The 18,660-nt window shown below is 60.6% G+C and carries 17 protein-coding genes and 1 tRNA gene; 4 read left to right on the top strand and 14 right to left on the bottom strand.

All coding sequences use genetic code 11. From position 1 onward, the window contains the following. Positions 1–40: 40 nt before the first annotated feature. Positions 41–1,294 carry a DNA polymerase IV gene (locus tag HCZ23_RS08880; RefSeq protein ID WP_167601362.1) on the top strand — a complete coding sequence of 418 codons (1,254 nt, stop codon included), beginning with the start codon at positions 41–43 and terminating at the stop codon, positions 1,292–1,294. Positions 1,295–1,300: 6 nt separating this feature from the next. Here the strand turns inward: HCZ23_RS08880 and HCZ23_RS08875 are convergent, their stop codons facing one another. Then, positions 1,301–2,161, bottom strand: coding sequence for an N-formylglutamate amidohydrolase (locus HCZ23_RS08875; protein ID WP_167601361.1), 861 nt, complete (start codon positions 2,159–2,161; stop codon positions 1,301–1,303). 298 nt (positions 2,162–2,459) lie between these two features. Between HCZ23_RS08875 and HCZ23_RS08870 the strand changes: the two genes are divergently transcribed. Both HCZ23_RS08870 and ykgO read left to right on the top strand, forming a co-directional pair. Continuing rightward, positions 2,460–2,534 (top strand) — tRNA-Val (locus HCZ23_RS08870). 60 nt (positions 2,535–2,594) lie between these two features. Then, positions 2,595–2,720, top strand: a complete 126-nt coding sequence (gene ykgO, locus HCZ23_RS08865) for a type B 50S ribosomal protein L36 (RefSeq protein ID WP_005850168.1) — start codon at positions 2,595–2,597, stop codon at positions 2,718–2,720. A gap of 71 nt (positions 2,721–2,791) precedes the next feature. Here the strand turns inward: ykgO and HCZ23_RS08860 are convergent, their stop codons facing one another. From HCZ23_RS08860 to HCZ23_RS08805, 12 genes are all read right to left on the bottom strand, one after another. After that, positions 2,792–3,958 (bottom strand): MFS transporter, encoded by a 1,167-nt coding sequence (locus HCZ23_RS08860; RefSeq protein WP_167601360.1) that lies wholly within the window; start codon positions 3,956–3,958, stop codon positions 2,792–2,794. A gap of 137 nt (positions 3,959–4,095) precedes the next feature. Next, complete coding sequence (locus tag HCZ23_RS08855) at positions 4,096–5,169, bottom strand: 2,3-butanediol dehydrogenase (RefSeq protein ID WP_167601359.1); 1,074 nt, start codon at positions 5,167–5,169, stop codon at positions 4,096–4,098. A gap of 232 nt (positions 5,170–5,401) precedes the next feature. Further along, entirely contained in the window at positions 5,402–5,794 is a 393-nt protein-coding gene (locus tag HCZ23_RS08850; RefSeq protein WP_167601358.1) for a DUF3775 domain-containing protein, read from the bottom strand. Positions 5,795–5,887: 93 nt separating this feature from the next. After that, entirely contained in the window at positions 5,888–7,042 is a 1,155-nt protein-coding gene (locus HCZ23_RS08845; protein WP_167601357.1) for a DNA recombination protein RmuC, read from the bottom strand. Then, positions 7,039–8,928, bottom strand: coding sequence for a DNA mismatch repair endonuclease MutL (gene mutL, locus HCZ23_RS08840; RefSeq protein ID WP_167601356.1), 1,890 nt, complete (start codon positions 8,926–8,928; stop codon positions 7,039–7,041). The genes HCZ23_RS08845 and mutL overlap by 4 nt, the downstream gene beginning before the upstream one ends. Before the next feature lie 70 nt (positions 8,929–8,998). Then, positions 8,999–10,306, bottom strand: a complete 1,308-nt coding sequence (locus HCZ23_RS08835; protein ID WP_167601355.1) for a pitrilysin family protein — start codon at positions 10,304–10,306, stop codon at positions 8,999–9,001. Then, positions 10,303–11,646, bottom strand: coding sequence for a pitrilysin family protein (locus tag HCZ23_RS08830; protein WP_167601354.1), 1,344 nt, complete (start codon positions 11,644–11,646; stop codon positions 10,303–10,305). Before HCZ23_RS08830 ends, HCZ23_RS08835 begins: the two co-directional genes overlap by 4 nt. Before the next feature lie 100 nt (positions 11,647–11,746). Then, positions 11,747–12,211, bottom strand: coding sequence for a DUF3035 domain-containing protein (locus tag HCZ23_RS08825; protein ID WP_167601353.1), 465 nt, complete (start codon positions 12,209–12,211; stop codon positions 11,747–11,749). A gap of 57 nt (positions 12,212–12,268) precedes the next feature. After that, positions 12,269–12,742, bottom strand: coding sequence for a signal peptidase II (gene lspA, locus HCZ23_RS08820; protein ID WP_167601352.1), 474 nt, complete (start codon positions 12,740–12,742; stop codon positions 12,269–12,271). Between the two features lie 9 nt (positions 12,743–12,751). Beyond that, the gene (purH, locus tag HCZ23_RS08815; RefSeq protein ID WP_167601351.1) at positions 12,752–14,341 is read right to left on the bottom strand and encodes a bifunctional phosphoribosylaminoimidazolecarboxamide formyltransferase/IMP cyclohydrolase; all 1,590 of its coding nucleotides are present in this window, start codon (positions 14,339–14,341) and stop codon (positions 12,752–12,754) included. A gap of 27 nt (positions 14,342–14,368) precedes the next feature. Beyond that, positions 14,369–16,114 (bottom strand): heparinase II/III family protein, encoded by a 1,746-nt coding sequence (locus HCZ23_RS08810; RefSeq protein ID WP_167601350.1) that lies wholly within the window; start codon positions 16,112–16,114, stop codon positions 14,369–14,371. An 89-nt stretch (positions 16,115–16,203) separates the two neighbouring features. Further along, complete coding sequence (locus HCZ23_RS08805; RefSeq protein WP_167601349.1) at positions 16,204–17,484, bottom strand: RsmB/NOP family class I SAM-dependent RNA methyltransferase; 1,281 nt, start codon at positions 17,482–17,484, stop codon at positions 16,204–16,206. A 59-nt stretch (positions 17,485–17,543) separates the two neighbouring features. On the opposite strand from HCZ23_RS08805, the gene HCZ23_RS08800 reads away from it, so the two are divergent. Continuing rightward, positions 17,544–17,741 (top strand): DUF1674 domain-containing protein, encoded by a 198-nt coding sequence (locus tag HCZ23_RS08800; protein WP_167601348.1) that lies wholly within the window; start codon positions 17,544–17,546, stop codon positions 17,739–17,741. Between the two features lie 57 nt (positions 17,742–17,798). On the opposite strand, the gene dapB is transcribed toward HCZ23_RS08800, so the two are convergent. Next, positions 17,799–18,608 (bottom strand): 4-hydroxy-tetrahydrodipicolinate reductase, encoded by an 810-nt coding sequence (gene dapB, locus HCZ23_RS08795; RefSeq protein ID WP_167601347.1) that lies wholly within the window; start codon positions 18,606–18,608, stop codon positions 17,799–17,801. Between the last annotated feature and the right edge of the window lie 52 nt (positions 18,609–18,660).

The following is an 18,660-nucleotide window of genomic DNA, read 5'->3' as shown; positions in this document are numbered from 1 at the left end:
GTGAGAGGTATAGGATGCCTGCCCGTGAAGGAAGCAAAACATGCCCGCCATTTGCCGCGATTGTCTGACCACATTTGAGACCGGCCCGCGTTGCCCGGCCTGTGGGCGGCCGCGTGTCCTGGCGCATCCTGAACTCTTGACCTTGTCGATTGCGCATATGGATTGCGATGCGTTTTATGCCTCGGTCGAGAAACGCGACAACCCGGAGCTGCGCGACAGGCCGGTGATCGTCGGCGGCGGCAAGCGCGGCGTGGTGACCACCGCCTGTTACATCGCACGGATCAAAGGCGTGCGCTCCGCGATGCCGATGTTCAAGGCGCTGGCGCTTTGCCCCGAAGCCGTGATCGTGAAACCCCGCATGGAGGCCTATGTGAGCGCCTCCCGCGAGATTCGCGACATGATGAATGAGCTGACCCCGGATGTGGAACCGCTGTCCCTAGACGAGGCCTTCATGGACCTCACCGGCACCACAAAACTCCACGGCCACCCGCCCGCCGTAATGCTCGCACGTCTCGTCAAACGGATGCATGAGGAATTGCAACTGACCGGCTCCATCGGGCTGTCGCATAACAAATTCCTCGCCAAAATCGCCTCTGATCTCGACAAACCGCGCGGCTTTTCCGTGATTGGTCAGACGGAGACGATGGACTTTCTCGCCGACAAGCCGGTGAGCCTCATTTGGGGGGTCGGGCAGGCGACGCGGGGGGCGCTGGAGAAAGCCGGCATTCGCAGCTTCACCGATCTCAGGCGCTGGGAGAAAGACGATCTACACCATCGCTTCGGCGCCATGGGGGATCGGCTCTGGCATCTCGCGCGCGGCGAGGACAAACGCCGCATTTCGGCCCATCGCCCTGTGAAATCCATCTCGAATGAAACCACCTTTTCCGACGACATCGCCACGCTCGATCTGCTCGAAGGCCATCTTTGGCGGCTGGCACAAAAAGTCTCGGATCGCAGCAAGGCCAAGGAGACCGCGGGCCGGGTCGTGACGCTGAAACTCAAACGCGCCAATCACGCCAGCCTGACGCGGCGTGTAACGTTGCATGAGCCGACGAATATCGCGGACAGGATGTTCCGTACAGCACGCGATCTGCTGGTCCCGGCTTTGGATCAGGGTCCGTTTCGTTTGATCGGCATCGGCATTTCCGATCTTGTCCCTGCCTCTCAGGCCGATCTCTCGCCCGATCTGCTCGACCCGGACGCCATCAAACGCGCCAAAGCCGAACGGGCCAGCGACGAGATCAGAAAACGGTTTGGCAAGGATGCGATTGTGAAAGGCCGCGCACTGCGCTGAGAGCGGTTATTCCGCCGCCAAAGGCAAACGTTCCGCCCCGATCTCCGTGATGATCCGAACCGCCGCCGTGATCCGCTCGCGAAACGCCGCAAAATCGCGGCGCGGCTCAAGCGTCGCCTCATTCATATAGAGCGAGCGATCAATCTCGACCTGAATGGCGTGAAACTGGCGCGAGGGACGCCCGTAATGCTGCGTCACATAGGCGCCTGCGAAGGGCACATTGCGCGAAACGATAAAGCCCTGCGCCCGAAACGCAGATTCGACCGCTTTCACGATCTCAAGGTTCGCGGACGCTCCATAGCGATCACCGATGATGATCTCCGGGCGTTTCTTTTGCCCGGTCCGCACCGTCGACAGGGCCTCTCGCGGCATCGAATGGCAATCGATCAGAATCGCCTGCCCAAAGAGCGCATGCGATTCTTCGAGCACGGATTGCAAAAGCCGATGATAGGGCGTCCAGACCTGATCCAACCGATCCTGCGCGGCGGCGCGGCTCATTTTCCCACGATAAATCGCCCGTCCACCCGACACCACACGCGGAATCACCCCAAGCCCCGAGGCGATCCGGGGGTTCATGCCGACACGCGGCACGCCCTCAATGAGCGCCGGGTCCAATTCGTCGGAGCGGCGGTTGAGGTCAACCCAGGCCCTTGGATAAGTCGCGGACAACAGCACCGCGCCGAACTCCGGCACCCGCGAAAAGATCCGATCCACATGAGCGTCCTCGGATGAGCGCAGCTGCAAAGCATCCAGCAGCCCATGCGCCAACATCTCTTTCGGATAGGCCCGCCCACTGTGCGGCGACGCGAAAACCACAGAGGAGGTTCTCTGCTCGGGGCGCTGCAAAAGATAGGGGGCTGGGATCATCTAAAGTCCTTTCACAAAACAACTATAGTGCGTTTTCTCAAAATCCGAAGACCTTCATTTCACGAAAACCCTATGCTCATTCGCCCTCATCGTCGCCCTTTTCTCTTGCAAAAACGCTAAGCCCGCCTGAGAAACACGCGGGCGGACCGAAAATCTCTGTCAAAAGCTCTTGAACAATCATCCGACTCCTTTTATACGCCCACGGACTGACGCGGGAAATGCCCGCGTCTTGTTCGTTACGCCGCTGGTCTAACCACTTGCGAAATATCGGATAAGGCGCAGTTTCCCACGGACGGACGGGCGTATAGCTCAGTGGTAGAGCACTTCGTTGACATCGAAGGGGTCACAAGTTCGAACCTTGTTACGCCCACCATCCGACCGGTCAGATTGGTTTTAACTGGCGCACGCAGGCGCCGCGACAAGGAGACTGGACATGAAAGTTCGTAACTCGCTTCGTTCGCTGAAGAACCGGCACCGCGACTGCCGCGTCGTGCGCCGTAAAGGCCGCGTGTACGTGATCAACAAGACGCAGCGCCGTTTCAAAGCCCGTCAGGGCTAAGATCAGCAGCGATCATCTAAAAAAAGCCGCTCGATTTTCGGGCGGTTTTTTTGTGTCTGAACCTTCGCCATTCAGAGTCTCCGTCTGAGCCGCGCCAGCCCAAGATGCACGAGCGCGCCGGAACAAAAGACGACACAAGCAAAACCGACCAGACCCGACAAACCAAACCGCTCCACCAGCCAAAGCAACAGCGGCGTGCCGATCAGGTTGCCCGCATTCCCGGTCTGGGCCAAGGCGCCATTGGCCAGCGACTGATCCTCATGCGTGGCGTTCAGAACCGGGATCGACGCAAAACTCCCCGCCTGGACAAACCCCAAAGAGGCGATCATCGCCACGGCAATCCACGCCTGCCCGCCACCAAGGCCCAGACAGAGCGCCAAGATCGCCGCGATGGAAAAGCCGCTCACCAGCACCGCAATCGGAGAAACGAAACGCAGCAAGGTGATGCCCAGCGTCATCGACACGCTCAAAGCGGCCAGAGGCATCACGCCGGAAATCACCCCGCGCTGATCCATAGAGACGAAGTCCGGGAACACCGTCACGAGAGCCACGAAGGCCATGGCATAAAACAGCCACCCCGCCGCAGGGGCGGCAATCGCGGGCGAGGAATAGGCCGTGACATGTTTGGCCATGATCTCGCGCAGACGCAATGCGGCCACAGGCTCGCGCCGCACCACGGGCGGCAAACGCCGCGACAGAATCAGAGCCATGGTCCAAAGCAGCCCCCCATGCACCATCAACAGAACCGGCAGGCCAAAACGCTCCGCCAGAGGCAGCCCGAGCCACGAGAACACCGCGAAAGCCACGGCAAACACCGTGCTCCAAAGCGCCATGGCAGTGTTGCGAAACCTGGGCGGCGCGATCTGCCCGATCAGGGTTGGCGCAGCCACAACGATCATGAGATGCGATGCGCCCTCAAGCACCCGGCTGGCCAGCATCAAACCGAAAGCGGGCTGACTGGCCTGAAACAGCGACAGCGCACCGCCAAGCCCCAGCGCCAGCATCAGCAATTTGCGAAACCCGTAGCGCGAGAGAATCATCCCGGCGAACAGCCCGAACACGAGGCCCATCACACTCAGAGCGGAGATCAGAAACCCGAGCTTTGGCCCCAGCCCCGGATAGAGCGCCCGAAACAGCGGGAAGGCGACCGCGACCTTGGCAAATTGCCCGGCGGCGAAAATCCCGGTGATCCATAGGAAAAAGATGGTCAGGCGTGCGCGCCCATCGGTTTGCGTCATGCGAAAGCCATGACCGATTTCAAACCGCGTTCTCAAGCGCCATTTCCGCACAGGTGGGCGAATGGGCGGGCCGATAGGGTGGCGCATAAAAATGGCGCGCCCGATACCGGACGCGCCATCCTTGATTTCACGATGGTTTACTTCGTCACATCGATCAGGATTTTGACGTGCTCGCCCGAGGCATCGAGCAGCGCGTCGAAGCCTTCGGTCACAGCCTCGTCCAGCACGATTTTCTTGGTCACGACTTTCTCCGCCGGGATCGCACCCGACGCGATCAGATCGACCACTTTCGGCCAGTAATGCGTCGGATAGGCCCAGGCACCGCGCACGTCGACGTCTTTGAAGGTCACGTCATGCCAATGCAGCTTGCTGTCCTTGGTGTGCAGGCCGACCTGAACGATTGTGCCCTGTTTGCGCACGGCCTGAAGCCCGGTGTTGAGCGCGGCTTCGTTGCCGGAGGCCTCAATCACCTTGTCACAGCCCACGCCACCCTCGGTCTGGGCGCGAATCTCAGCCACCACATCGTCCTTCGTCGGGTTGAAAGTGATGACGTCCGGCAGAATCTCTTTCGCCAGTTTCAGACGGGTTTCGTTCACATCAGAGAGGAAGATTTTCGTGGCACCAAAGGCTTTGGCGGAGAGCATCGCCAGCATGCCAATCGGGCCAGCGCCGGTCACGAGGACACTATCGCCCGCCGTCACTTCACCGCGCTCACAGGCATAGACGGCCACTGCGGTCGGCTCAACCAGCGCGCCCTCTTCCCAGCTCATGGTATCCGGGATTTTCACCGCGTTGTAATCATTGACGATGGCCGCCTCGGCCATGCCGCCGGACATCCAGCTCAGACCGACAAGCGCCAGATCCTCGCTCAGGTGGAACAACCCACGGTCAGCGAAATAATCCCCCGAGCGCGGCATCACCAGCGGTTGCACCGACACGCGATCCCCCGGTTTCACATGGGTCACACCTTCGCCCACGGCGGTCACTTCGCCGCTGAACTCATGGCCCAAAACCTGCGGGGCCTGCGCTTTGGTGAAGGGGTGCGGCTCGACCGGCACAAAGATCGGCCCGGCGACATATTCGTGCAAATCCGTGCCGCAAATGCCGACATATTTGTTCTTGATGGCCACCTGCCCGGGCCCCGGCTGGGGAATATCGTCAATCTCTTCGATGCGAAGGTCTTTCGCGGCATAGAACCTAAGAGCTTTCATGGGAGGTCTCCTTTTTAATCACATTTCCCTCTGCTGGTCGCACGATCGCGCGGCAGAGGCACGGGCCAAGGCATCTGTCATGCCAGTCACACCACATGACCTAAGCTCTTTTATTCAAAAGAAAATGTGTACTCCTGCACACAATTCTGTGTAATCCGGCCCTCTGCCCCATCCGACAGAAAAAGGCGCCGCACAATCGCGCGACGCCTTCTGTATCCCTCTCAAGAGATCTTTAAACCTTGCGGTAAATCTCGTCTTCGATCTCTGACGTATCGACGCCCAGGCTTTCCAGACCGTCCTCAAGGTAATCCGGCAAAAGCGGAATACCCAAGAGGTATTTGTCGGTCGGTCCAATGGCCTCTTGCTTTGCGGTCTCAAACGCTTCGGCATAATCGTCGAAGGTCTCGCGGCCGATCCACATGATCGCCACAAGCGCGGCTTTCTCATCCTCATTCAAACCACGGATGAAGCTTTGCAATTCGCGTCCGGTTCCATCCGACGGGCGGGATTCAAGGATCGTATCCCCATCGGCGTCATCCGATGGCGTATCCCAACGACCGACTTTTGCCCCAAGTTCGCGCGCGCGCACGATGACAAAAGCAACTTTGTGCGGGCTGATATCCATAACAGGGGTCCTCCATTCGTCTGACTGAGTGTGCATCTTACACCCGTTTCAGCACATGACCTAAGTCAAAGGGTCCGCTTTGAGAAGAGCGCTTTACGATTTTTGCACAAGCGTCGCAGGGGGAACCGGCGCGGCATCGCTCGCCAGTTCCTCGAAATCGAAATTGTCGAGGCGATGGGCGCGCTTGCCCGCTTTCTCGGCGGAGATTTTGATGTCTTCGAGGTCCTTCGCCGCCTGCCCGAAATGCCGGTCGAGATTGCCAACACGGGTGCCTAGACGTTCGACATCGGCGTGCAAAAGCGACAATTCCTTGCGAATGGCGCCCGCCTGTTCCCGCATCCGTGCGTCTTTCAGAATCGCCCGCATCGTGTTGAGCGTCGCCATGCAAGTCGTCGGCGAGACGATCCAGACACGTTTGTCGAACCCCTCACGCACGAGTTCGGGGAAATTGGCGTGAAGCTCCGCATAGACCGCCTCGGAGGGCAGGAACATCAAGGCGCCGTCCGCCGTTTCGCCCTCAAGGATGTATTTCTCGGAAATATCGGAGATGTGCTTTTTCACCGCCTGCCGCATCAGTTTCGCGGCCTCGTTCAGCTCCCATTGCGTCTCTGCACGCCGCAAAGCCTCATAGGCCTCCAGCGGGAATTTACTGTCGATGGCAATCGGTCCCGGCGGATTCGGAAGGTGAATGAGACAGTCGGCCCGCCGTCCGTTCGACAGCGTCGCCTGAAGCGTATAGCTGTCCTTCGGAAGCGCCTTGCCCACAATGTCATTCAGCTGAATTTCCCCGAATGCCCCGCGGGTTTGCTTGTTCGACAGGATGTCTTGCAGCGACAACACATTGCCCGAAAGTTTTTCGATATTGGCCTGCGCCTTGTCGATGGTCTCCAGCCGCTCCTGCAACGCGCCCAGGGATTTCGCCGTGCGCTGCGCAGACCCTTGCAGATTCACGCTCATCGTTTCGGTCACGAGGGACAGCCGCTTTTCCATAAGCTCCAGCATCTTCGACTGCGACGCCACCTGCGCCTCGGACACATGGGTCAGACCACCAGCGAGCTGTTGCTGCCCGTCCGAGAGCATTTGCACCCGCTGGCCCAGCTGGTTCATCTGTTGCGCAATCGGCAATGCCATCTTCGCCGCCTCACCGGAGCGTTTCAGCACCACGATCAGAAGGATGAAAAAGACCAGAAGCACCACCCCACCAATCACGGCGGCCAGTGTCAGGGGATCGGAAAAATCGAGTGTCATGTGCGTCCGAAAAGCCGTTCGATGTCGGAAAGCTTCAGCTCCACATAGGTGGGCCGACCGTGGTTGCATTGCCCGGAGTGCGGCGTCGCCTCCATCTCGCGCAGAAGCGCATTCATCTCTTCGGCGTGCATCCGGCGGCCAGAGCGGATCGAGCCATGACAGGCCACCCGGGACAGCACCGCTTCGATCTTCGCCTGCACCGTGAAGCTGTCGCCCAGATCGGAGAGCTCATCGAGAATGTCCTCGATCATCGCCTTCGCGTCGACACGGCCCAAAATCGCGGGCGTTTCGCGCACGGCAATGGCACCGCCGCCAAAGGGTTCGATGCCAAGACCCAACTTGGCCAGATCCTCCGCCAGTTCCAACAGCATCTGCGCATCGTTGGCGGACAGCTCGACAATTTCCGGGATCAAAAGCGCCTGCGCCTTGACCCCGTGCTCGGCCATCTGATGTTTGAGCTTTTCATAGACCAACCGCTCATGCGCCGCGTGTTGATCAACGATGACAATGCCGCGTTCGGTCTGCGCGATGATGTAATTCTCATGCACCTGCGCCCGCGCTGCGCCCAAAGGCAAAGCCTCTGTGACAGGCGCCGCCTCGACCTCTTCCATCCGCGCAGACGGTACAGACATTTCAGCAAAGCCCGGGGTGGTCATCGGCTCGGGACGTTCCGGTGCTTGCCAAGTGTAGCTCTGTTCCACCGCCTCCTGCGACGGATGATAGGGCGCAGAATAGCTCTGTGACGGGCGATCCATCTGATACACCCGCGGCTCGGTGACCTCGGGCCGCATCGCGCCAAGCGTGGCATTGGCGACCGTGGTCGAGGCCCGATGCCCGGCTTCGGCCAAAGCATGGCGCAAGGCCGAAACAATCAGCCCGCGCGCGAGGCCTGGCTCGCGGAACCGCACTTCGGATTTCGCCGGGTGCACGTTGACGTCCACCAGATGCGGATCGCAGTCGATGAACAGGCACGCCGCCGGATGCCGGTCGCGGGACAGGAAATCGAAATAGGCCCCGCGCAGCGCACCAACGAGCAATTTGTCCCGCACAGGTCGCCCGTTGACGAACAGATACTGCGCCACGGCAGAGCCGCGCGAATAGGTCGGCAGCGCCGCGTAGCCGGTGAGCGTCAACCCCTCGCGCTCAGCATCAATCGCCAGCGCGTTTTCCGCGAACTCCTTGCCCAACACCGTGGCGAGCCGCCCATGCAGCGCGTCGAACATATCGCCCGATTGCGGATCGGCGCGGAAAGTCACGCGTCCCTCGCCACCGCCGGACACATCGCGCAGAACAAACCCAACATAGGGCTCGGCCATGGCGAGACGCTTGACCACATCGGAAATCGCCTGTGCCTCCGCCCGGTCGGTGCGCAGGAATTTGAGGCGCGCAGGCGTGGCATAAAACAGATCGCGCAACTCCACGACCGTGCCGCGACTGAGTGCTGCGGGTTTCACCGGCTCCATCTTGCCGCCGGACACGGCAAGCGTCACGCCCTCGGCCCCCTCGGCGCGCGAGGTGATTTTCAACCGACCGACCGCGCCCAGCGACGGCAGTGCCTCACCACGAAAGCCAAAGGTGTGAATGTCGAGCAAATCGGAGCCGTCGATCTTCGACGTCGCATGGCGCGACAGCGCGAGAGGCAAGTCATCCGCCGTCATCCCACATCCGTCATCGGTGACACGAATGAGCGTCTTGCCGCCATCCGCATAGTCCACTTCGATCCGGCGCGCCCCGGCGTCGATGGCATTTTCGGCGAGTTCCTTGACGGCGGAGGCAGGCCGTTCGACCACCTCGCCCGCCGCAATACGGTTGATCGCCCCCTCGTCGAGCTGACGAATGACGGGGCGCGGGGGCTTTTGGCTTATGTTGCGTGTCGGAGAATTCATACCACTAGGCGTAGCATGACACCGCCCGATTCGACCATGGCGAAATCGGGCGGATTTTCCTGATGCGATCTCAGTTCGTCACCAGGCCTTCGGGGCTACCGACCACCACAAAGGAAAGGTTTTCCGGGTCATAAAGCCGCTGGATCACTGCGTTGATCTGATCGAGCGTCACCGCTTCGATTTGGTCATTGCGCGTGGTGATGTAATCCGGCGACAGCCCGTCCATCTGCATGCCAACGAGAATGCGCGCAATCGGACCGTTGCCGTCAAACCGCAATGCATAGGCTCCGGTCAGATAGGTTTTCACCATCTCCAATTCCCCGGCGGTCAGACCCGTTTCAGCAAATTTCGCCCATTCGTCTTTGACCACATCAATCGCCTCGGCCACCACGGCGTTACCAGACGAAAACTGCCCCATGACCAATTCGGAGTGATCGAAAGGCACGAGATACGAGCCAATGCCATAGGTCAGGCCACGCTTTTCGCGCACCTCATCCATGAGCCGCGATTCGCCGTGGCCGCCCAACACTTCATTGGCGATATAGGCCGGGATGAAATCCGGGTCATCGCGCGTGATGCCCTTTTGTCCGAACATCACCACCGATTGCGGCGTATCAAAAGGCACGACTGTGACGCCACCCGACAGCGCAGGCTCGACACGTTCCGGCAGCTCCGGACCGCTCTCCGGCAAATCACCCAAGAGATCGTCCAAAAGCGTCGCAAGCTCCTCGGCGGAAATATCCCCGACGGCGCCGACATAAAGGCGGTCGCGGGTCATCACGCGGTCCTTGGCCAAGAACATATCGTCACGGGTCAGACCGGCCACACTCTCGGCCGTGCCGTTGTCGTCGCTGCCATAGGGGTGATCGCCAAAGGCCTGTTTGTAGAACATTTTCGAGGCGATATCGCCCGGATCGGTCTCTGAACTGCGCAGAATGGACTGGACCTGACCACGCACACGATCCACGGCCTCCTGATCGAAGCGCGGCTCCATCAAGGCACTGCGCAACAGCGCCATGGCCTCCTCGCGGTTCTCGGTCAGAAAGCGGGCCGAGATGGTCACCGAATCCATATAGGCGTCGAATTTGAAACTTGCGGCCAGCGCGTCACGCGCCTCGGCAAAGCCTTGGGCATCAAGCTCCCCCGCGCCCTCTTCGAGCGTCGCCATCATCAAATTCGTCTCGCCGCGTTTGCCCGGACGATCCAGAGCCGTACCGCCGCGAAAGCGAATCTCCAGCGCGGTGAAGGGAATGGAATGCTCTTCGACCAGCCAGGCGTTGATGCCGCCCGGCGTTTCCACGGTCTGCACCTCGACGGCGGCCTGCGCGGGCAGGCTCAGCCAAAGCACCGCGATGATTGCACTCAGAAGATGTTTCATCCTTCGGCTCCTTCAGAGGTCGTGGGCATGAGCCAGCCGGTGACGGCGTGGCGGCGGTCGAACACTTCGTGGGCGGCGGCCATGACATCGTCGGGCGTCACCTCCTGCAAAACATCCGGCCAGGATTCGATGTCATCGAGCGACAGGCCAATGGCCAGTTCCTGACCGTATTGACGGGCGAGACCTTCGATATTGTCTTCGGCATAAATCCGGCTGGCGCGCAGTTGGGTTTTCAACCGTTCGAATTCCTCGAGGTCGACTCCGTCCTTGAGGAATTGCGCCAATGTCGCATCAAGTGCCGCTTCGGCATCTTCCATCGACACATCCGGGCTTGGCACCATGATCAAACCAAAAGTGGCGTCATCAATCGAGGTGCCGTCATAATAGGCGCCGACATAGATCGCCTTCGGATCGGTAAAGGTCAGGTTGCGCGCCAGATAGGAGGTCGTGGAATTGCCGCCCAAAAGCTCGGCCAGAATTTGCAGCGCCGCCGCTTTTTCCTGATCGCCCGGATCGCGTTCCGGGGCCAGATAGGTGCGGCTGATCGAGGGTTGCGCCACGCGCGGATCGCTCATGGTCATGCGCCGCTCCGCCAGTTGCGGCGGCTCCTGCGGACGCAAGCGGGGCGCGAGATCGGGAGAGGGCGAGACGGGGCCGTAATAGGTCTTGGCGAGACCCAGGACCTCTTCGGGATCGACATCGCCCGCGACCACGAGAATCGCATTATTCGGCGCGTAATAGCGGTGGTAGAAATTGAACGCATCGTCGCGCGAGAGCTGTTCCATCTCCTGACGCCAGCCGATGATCGGAATGCCATAAGGGTGGTTGAGATATTGCGCCGCGCGGGTCTGTTCGCGGAACAGCGCGCCGGGATCATTGTCGATCCGCTGGTTGCGCTCTTCCAGGATGACCTGACGTTCGGTTTTCACGTCGTCCTCGGTCATTTGCAGATCACGCATCCGATCCGCTTCCATCTCCATCATCAAAGGCAGGCGATCCGCCGCAATCCGTTGATAATAGGCGGTATAGTCCCAAGAGGTGAAAGCATTATCCGATCCGCCATTGCGGGTCACGGTTTCCGATAGCTCGCCAGAGGAGAGATCGTCCGTGCCCTTGAACATCAGATGTTCGAGAAAATGCGCGATGCCGCTTTTGCCCGCGGGCTCGTCCGCCGCGCCGATTTTATACCACACGGTATGAGCCACCACGGGGGCGCGGTGGTCCTCCAACACGACGACCTCCATGCCATTGTCCAGGGTATAATGGCTCACTTCGGCCGCATGAGCCGGGGAGATTACGGGGAAAGCGAGCGCCACAAGAGCCGCCAAACCATATTTCATGAAAGCACCTTTGTGCGTCTGATCAATTACGCCGCGAGTGTGCGCAAAAGCCGGGGCCAGCACAACCGGGTTGACGCGGACGTGAAGCGCCGCGATCCGCTTATTGTTCGGGGGCTGTCGGCACATCAATGCCGAGGGCGCGCAGGCGTTCCCATTCGGCATAGGGGTCGAGGGCAAGGCGTTTGTAGGCGCGCTCATAGCTGCCACGACCTTTGCGACGACCTTCGTCCGCCTCATAAAGCTCCGCGCGGATTTCGGGGTCAACTCCGTAGCGCGAGGCATAGGACACGATGCCGCCATCGACACCGCCCGTCGGCACACGTCCGCCCAATGCAACGATCGCATCGGCCTTGGGCGTCGGATCGGTGCGGTTCGTTCCGCCCGGCGTCGGAGTAGGCAGCGCGCTATAGTTTTCCGGGGCTTGCAGAGGTTTCGTGGGCAGGATCGAAAACTCATCCGGGCCGGTTTTGATCCGGTTCGGAACGCGTTCTTTGTTCTGACCACAGGCCACAAGCGCAGTCAAAGCCACAAGGCACAGCGCCGTTTTGAACACATTCGAGACCATGAAAACCTTCCTCCGCAAATCGCGTCTGAGCCTGTTTAAACCAGACTGACACCAAGGTCACGTCCGGTTTTTCTTGTCACCCGTGAAAAGGATGAGACCAAAAGCGCCCGCAAAAATCGTGATGTCGGCGACATTGAAGGAATAGGGGTTGGAAAAGCCGCAACAGGACATGTTGAGAAAATCCGCCACTGCCCCGTAGACGATCCGGTCGATGGCATTGCCCAGCGCGCCGCCGATCAAAAGCCCCGCGCTGATTTGGCCCAGCGCGGAAAACTGTTCGCGACGCACCCAGAGCATGACCCAGATCGAAATCACCACCGCCAGCGCCACCCAGCCCCAGCGCAACAGATCTCCGTGGCCGGACAAAAGCCCGAAATTGGCGCCCCGGTTCCACGCCATGTGAAACACGAGATAGGGGGGCAGAACGTCGATCTGCCCCACCTCTTTGAGATTCAGGACTTGGACCACGGCCCATTTCGAGAGCTGGTCGATCACAAAGGTGATCAGCGCTGTCAGAGCCGTGATCCGCATGATGTGCCCTTAGTGACGGAAGTGGCGCATGCCGGTGAGAACCATGGCGAGACCGGCCTCGTTGGCGGCATCGATGACCTCTTGGTCACGCATCGACCCACCCGGTTGGATCACACAAGACGCCCCAGCAGCGGCGGCTTCCAGAAGACCGTCGGCAAAGGGGAAGAAGGCGTCCGAGGCCACAGCAGAGCCTTTGGTCAGCGGCTCCGGCAGGCCCATGGCTTCGGCCATACGTTCGGCTTTCTTCGCGGCGATCAACGCGGAATCGAGACGCGACATCTGACCGGCGCCCACGCCAACCGTGGCTTGGTCTTTGACGTAAACAATGGCGTTCGACTTGACGTGTTTCGCGACTTTCCACGCGAACAACAGGTCTTTCATCTGCTCAGGCGTCGGCGCTTTCTCGGTCACGACCTTCAGGTCATCCATGCCAACGAAACCTGCATCTTTGTCCTGGAACAGATACCCGCCCGCGACCTGACGGATCGTGTTCGGTTTCGCCATGACATTCGGCAGACCTTCGGTGGTCAGAAGGCGCAGGTTCTTTTTCGCGGCGAAAATCTCTTTCGCATCGTCGGTGGCACCCGGCGCGATGACGACCTCGGTGAAAATCTCGACGATGGCTTTCGCGGTTTCCGCATCGAGCACCTGGTTCAGTGCGACAATGCCCCCGAACGCAGAGGTTCGGTCACAGTCAAAGGCGTTGTTATAGGCCTCCAACAGGGTCGACCCCTTGGCCACACCACAGGGGTTGGCATGTTTGATGATCGCCACAGCGGGCGTCTCCGCCGGATCAAACTCGGCGACAAGCTCAAACGCCGCATCGGTGTCGTTGATGTTGTTGTAGGACAGTTCCTTGCCCTGATGCTGCACAGCAGTCGCCACACCCGGACGCTCGGAGCCATCGACATAGAAGGCCGCAGACTGGTGCGGGTTTTCGCCATAACGCAGCGTCTGTTTGATTTGACCTGCAACCACACGGCGACGCGGGGCCTCTTCGCCAATCGCGGAGGCCATCCAGTTCGACACGGCGGCGTCATAGGCGCCGGTGCGGGCATAGGCGATCTGAGCCATTTTCTGGCGGAACGCATAGGAGGTCTGGCCGTCGTTGGCGTCAAGCTCGGCGATCAGCGCGTCGTAATCTTCGACGTCCACAACGGTGGTCACGAACCCATGGTTCTTCGCCGCCGCACGGATCATGGCCGGGCCACCGATGTCGATGTTCTCGATCATCTCGTCATACTCTGCACCACGGGCCAAAGCGGCCTCGAACGGATAGAGGTTCACGATCAAAAGGTCGATGCCACCGATGCCGTGCTCGTCCATCGCGGACACATGCTCGGCATTGTCGCGCAGCGCCAGAAGACCGCCGTGCACACGCGGGTGCAGGGTCTTCACACGACCGTCCATCATTTCCGGGAAGCCGGTGACCTCGGAGACGTCTTTGACCTCAAGCCCTGCCTCGCGCAGCGTCTTCGCCGACCCGCCGGTGGAGAGCAGCTCAACCCCCTTGGCAGACAGCGCCTTGCCCAGATCAACAAGGCCGGTTTTGTCGGATACGGAAAGAAGCGCGCGCTTCACGGGATAAAGGTCGGTCATTTTGGCAGTCCCCAGAACAAGAGCAGATCAGCTTAGGGTCTCGTCGTCCATTTCAAGGTCGCGGAGCGTCGTCGGCGTCTCCTGCGCCTTGGCCAATGTCCAACGGACACGCGTCGCATAATCCATTGCCGCCGCAGATAGAACCACTTGTTTGCTCGCACGCGGCTTTAATCGGTTTTTTTCGAGATAAACCGACCTCTCAAGGCTCAATTTTGCGCGACCGTCATGGCGGAACACCCAAATCTCACCAGATTTGAGCGCCAGAGAGACTGCCGCACCGCCCATATCGAGTTCCGCATCCGCATCCGGGTGGAGGTGAAAACGGACCTGAAACGGGATGCCTTGCAGTTTGAGCCTGTCCATCATCCGGTCGAATTGCCGCTCGTCCTCGCCAGTGATCGTCGCCAAAGTGTCCTCGCCCGCAATGCCACGACCGTCTTTCGACAGTTCAATCTGGCGAATATGCGTGAGCCCATGGGTTTTGACATAGCCATCATGACCCGCAACGAAACCGCCACCATCGTCATTGCTGCGCAGCTCGAGCCGCACCTCGGTCGGAATATCGGCCAGGAATTCACGCAGATGCCCGCCGATCATCCGTTTCGCGCCCAGACGTGAGGACGAAAACCCTTCGATCCCAAGCGTGGAATGCGAGGGCGTGGCCCGGCCGGCACGGCGCCAATCCGGGCCGAAACTGCTGCCTGCCCCGCAATTCACGATCAAAGGCCTGCGCCCGGAGGTCAGCTCGAACGCCAAAGTCGAGGCATGCGCATTGAAGGAGGCTTCCAATTTGGGGGGAGTGGCGGCGTCGATGATGATCGAGGTCCGCCCCGCCGCCAGCCGCAGGAACCCCATGTGAAGCCCCTGCCCCGGTGGCACTTTGTTGCCGGAACTGGCCAAGGCATGATCGAGACGCCCCTCGATCCCACGCCCGCCGCCATGAAACCGCGCCAGCCCGCCGTCTGAATGGCGCAGCGCGCGCAGAGTTGGCGCGATCCGCTCAATCGCGGCGAGATGTGATTCTTCGGCGATCTTTCCCGCTTCCGACAGGGCCGCCGCAGCCCAGGTCAACAGCGTGAAGACCTCCAACAACTCTTCCGGGTTGCGGGTCGGCAAGCCGCCTTCTGCGTCAATCTCCGCCTCGCATTCCTGCGCCAGCGCTTTGACAGCGGGGGCGACGTGTTCCTCCATCCCGACCAGAGACAGACCGGCGTAAATAAGCCCCGTCAGCGCCTCGAACCGGGACAATCCCGGACTGGCCGTGCGCCAGCGGCGCGAGAGGAAAATCGTCTGTTGGCCAAGCGTTTTGTAAAAGGCGTTCGAGACGTCCGCCTCTTGCCCGGAGAGGAAAAACAGCGCGTGGTGAATCCAGCGAATGAGCCGACGCCCGGTCAAATCCGGTGTCCAGCCCGGCCCTTTGCCACCTGAAAACCGTTCAACCCAATCCTTGATCCAATCCTGCGCCCGGTGGCGTGCGTTGTAATCGCCCACGGCGGCCAAATCGTCGAGCCAGGCAAAGCCATGAATTTCCTCGACAAAACCCGGCGCGGGGGCCTCGATGTCCCAGATCGATGCATTCGGCGCCTCAACGAGGTAACCGGCAAACAGGAAATTTCCACCGATCAACTGGCGGCCCCGCGCGAAAGACCCGATGGATTTGGGTTCAGGCTGTGACACGAATCCCAAAGCGGGCGTCGCACGCGCGGCGCGCCACGCATGATACTTGTTCATGCGGCGGACGTTCTTCGCGCGCCAATCCTCGCTTTGCGACATTTCGGGCCTGCCCCACCCTGTTAAGTCATTCTCAATTGCGCCGAAGATAGCGGGCGCGCCCCCGGATGTCATCGGGAAATGCCGATCCGTTATCCCCGTCGCAGGACCGTGATAAAGAAACCATCCATCCCGCCACGTTCTGCCCAATAGTCGGGACGTGTGCGCAGACCTTCCTCTCCGATCCAGTCGGTCTCAATGCCAGGAATGTTCAGCGCGTCCAAATCGACACGCAGATCAGGGTGCCGTGCCATCGCGTCACGCACCTGCTCCTCGCCCTCGTCGATCAAGAGCGAACAGGTGCAATAGACCAGTTTTCCGCCCGGTTTGAGCATGCCCAAAGCCCGGTCGATCAGATGTTCCTGCAACTCGAACAGACCCGGAAAATCCGACCCGTCTTTCACATGCGGCAAGTCGGGGTGCCGCCGGATCGTCCCTGTCGCTGTACAGGGCGCGTCGAGCAGGATCGCATCGAACGGCCCACCCTCATATTCCAACGCATCGCCAACGCAGATTTCCGCCGCGAGACTGCAGCGGGACAGGTTTTCCTGCACGCGGGCCATGCGCGATTCGGAAATATCGAGCGCGGTGACCTCGGCGCCCATGGCCGCGAGCTGCATCGTTTTGCCGCCGGGCGCGGCGCACATGTCGAGCACGCGGGCACCGTTTTCCGGCGCCAGAATGCGGGCGGGCAGGCCGGCGGCAGCGTCCTGCACCCACCACTCACCCTCTTTGAAACCATCGAGTTTCGTAACCTGCACGGAACCATCCAACCGCACGGAACCGGTCGGAAGAACCTCACCGCCAAGCTTTTCAGCCCATCCTGCGGCATCGCTTTTCACCGTCAGATCGAGCGGTGCGCCCTTGGCCTGCGCTGCCTCCATCGCGCTGACGGCAGGTTTGCCGAAATCCGCCACCAGTGGCTTGCGCAGCCATTTCGGCAGCATCGGCGCGGGCAGAGTGTCCCACTTCGACTTCTCGCCGTCGAGCTTGCGCAGGACCGCATTGACCAGCCCTTTGAAATGGCTCGACTTCGGGCGCTCCTGCATCAGCGTCACATAGGCGTTCACCACGCCATGCGCGGCTTCATGCATCGCGCAAATTTCGAACACCCCGAGGCGCAGCGCGTTCATCACATGCGGCGCGGGGCGTTTTGAGAGATGCGGCCCAAGCATGCGGTCGCAGCGATCCGTAACCCGCAGCGACTCGGTCACCAGACGCTGCGCACGGGCGCGATCTTCGGGCGTGAGATCTTTGGTGCGCTGCAACAGCACCTCGGAGAGGAGCCGCTTCTCGACGAGCACGGCATCCAGAAGGGCCAGAGCGGCCCGGCGGGCAGCGAGCCCGGCGACATCTGTTGATCTTGTTTTCATGGTCCAACCCCGTATATCACAAGGGCAAGCCGGACAAGATCATCCGAAAGGAGCTCCTCATGAGTGAGCAACCCGAACAACAAGATATGTCTCACCTGCCCCCCGCCGCCCAGCGCGCGCTGGCCGAGGCGGAAGAGCGCCGCAAGGCCCGTGACGCGGCGGTGAACGCCATGCCCACCGAATTGGGCGGACGCGATGGACCGGAACCCGTGCGCTACGGCGATTGGGAGAAAAAAGGCCTCGCCATCGATTTCTAAAAGAAAAACCCGCAGTCACCTGCGGGTTTTGTTCTGAGTATTTTTGCCAAGAAAAAATCAGAGACCGAGCACGTCGAGCATATCGTATTCGCCCGGTTTCTGGCCTTGCCCCCAAAGCGCGGCTTTCACGGCGCCCTTGGCGAACAGTGAGCGATCAGAGGCCACGTGACGCAGAACGATGCGCTCTCCCTCGCCCGCGAACATCACGTCATGCTCGCCGATGATGTCACCGCCACGGATTGCAGAAAAGCCGATGTCGCCCTTATTGCGTGCGCCAGTGATGCCATCGCGACCCGAGTCGCGGACCTCGTCGAGTTTGACACCACGGCCCTCGGCGGCCGCTTCGCCCAACATGAGCGCGGTGCCGGACGGCGCATCGACCTTGCGGTTGTGATGCGCCTCGATAATCTCGATGTCGTAATCGGCATCCAGAGCGGCGGCGACCATTTTGGTGAGCTTGGTCAAAAGGTTGACGCCAAGGGACATGTTGCCCGCACGAATGATCGTGGCGTGGCGGGAGGCGGCTTCGATCTTTTTGAGCTCTTCAGCGCACATGCCAGTGGTGCCGATGACATGGACACAGCGGGCCTGCGCGGCCAGCGCCGCAAATGCGACGGTCGCTTCCGGCGCGGTAAAGTCGATCACCGCCTGCGCGTGGGAAAAGGCCTCAAGCGCGTCATCCGTCACGATAATGCCCAGAGCCGTCCCGCCCATGGCCTCGCCCACATCCCGCCCGATCCAATCGCTGCCCGTGCGCTCGACGGCGCCCACGAGTCTGCATGTGTCGGAGGCCACGACGGTTTTGATCAACATCTGACCCATCCGGCCCGAGGCGCCGGTGATGACAATGCCGGGTAGCTCGCTCATGGTGTTCGTCTCCTGAAATTTTCTCGCGCGAGCTTTAGCGTGTCGCAGCGGT

This window comes from Celeribacter sp. HF31, from assembly GCF_011806455.1.
Lineage (GTDB): Bacteria > Pseudomonadota > Alphaproteobacteria > Rhodobacterales > Rhodobacteraceae > Celeribacter.
This window is presented reverse-complemented; position numbering and strand designations above follow the sequence as displayed.

Bases quoted from the DNA above. Each gene is read 5' to 3' on its own strand.
- lspA (WP_167601352.1), bottom strand. From the start codon at position 12,742: ATGCGGATCACGGCTCTGACAGCGCTGATCACCTTTGTGATCGACCAG.
- purH (WP_167601351.1), bottom strand. From the start codon at position 14,341: ATGACCGACCTTTATCCCGTGAAGCGCGCGCTTCTTTCCGTATCCGAC.
- ykgO (WP_005850168.1), top strand. From the start codon at position 2,595: ATGAAAGTTCGTAACTCGCTTCGTTCGCTGAAGAACCGGCACCGCGAC.
- dapB (WP_167601347.1), bottom strand. From the start codon at position 18,608: ATGAGCGAGCTACCCGGCATTGTCATCACCGGCGCCTCGGGCCGGATG.
- HCZ23_RS08855 (WP_167601359.1), bottom strand. From the start codon at position 5,169: ATGAAAGCTCTTAGGTTCTATGCCGCGAAAGACCTTCGCATCGAAGAG.
- HCZ23_RS08825 (WP_167601353.1), bottom strand. From the start codon at position 12,211: ATGGTCTCGAATGTGTTCAAAACGGCGCTGTGCCTTGTGGCTTTGACT.
- HCZ23_RS08850 (WP_167601358.1), bottom strand. From the start codon at position 5,794: ATGGATATCAGCCCGCACAAAGTTGCTTTTGTCATCGTGCGCGCGCGC.
- HCZ23_RS08845 (WP_167601357.1), bottom strand. From the start codon at position 7,042: ATGACACTCGATTTTTCCGATCCCCTGACACTGGCCGCCGTGATTGGT.
- HCZ23_RS08835 (WP_167601355.1), bottom strand. From the start codon at position 10,306: ATGAAACATCTTCTGAGTGCAATCATCGCGGTGCTTTGGCTGAGCCTG.
- HCZ23_RS08875 (WP_167601361.1), bottom strand. From the start codon at position 2,161: ATGATCCCAGCCCCCTATCTTTTGCAGCGCCCCGAGCAGAGAACCTCC.
- HCZ23_RS08800 (WP_167601348.1), top strand. From the start codon at position 17,544: ATGAGTGAGCAACCCGAACAACAAGATATGTCTCACCTGCCCCCCGCC.
- mutL (WP_167601356.1), bottom strand. From the start codon at position 8,928: ATGAATTCTCCGACACGCAACATAAGCCAAAAGCCCCCGCGCCCCGTC.
- HCZ23_RS08805 (WP_167601349.1), bottom strand. From the start codon at position 17,484: ATGAAAACAAGATCAACAGATGTCGCCGGGCTCGCTGCCCGCCGGGCC.
- HCZ23_RS08880 (WP_167601362.1), top strand. From the start codon at position 41: ATGCCCGCCATTTGCCGCGATTGTCTGACCACATTTGAGACCGGCCCG.
- HCZ23_RS08810 (WP_167601350.1), bottom strand. From the start codon at position 16,114: ATGTCGCAAAGCGAGGATTGGCGCGCGAAGAACGTCCGCCGCATGAAC.
- HCZ23_RS08860 (WP_167601360.1), bottom strand. From the start codon at position 3,958: ATGACGCAAACCGATGGGCGCGCACGCCTGACCATCTTTTTCCTATGG.
- HCZ23_RS08830 (WP_167601354.1), bottom strand. From the start codon at position 11,646: ATGAAATATGGTTTGGCGGCTCTTGTGGCGCTCGCTTTCCCCGTAATC.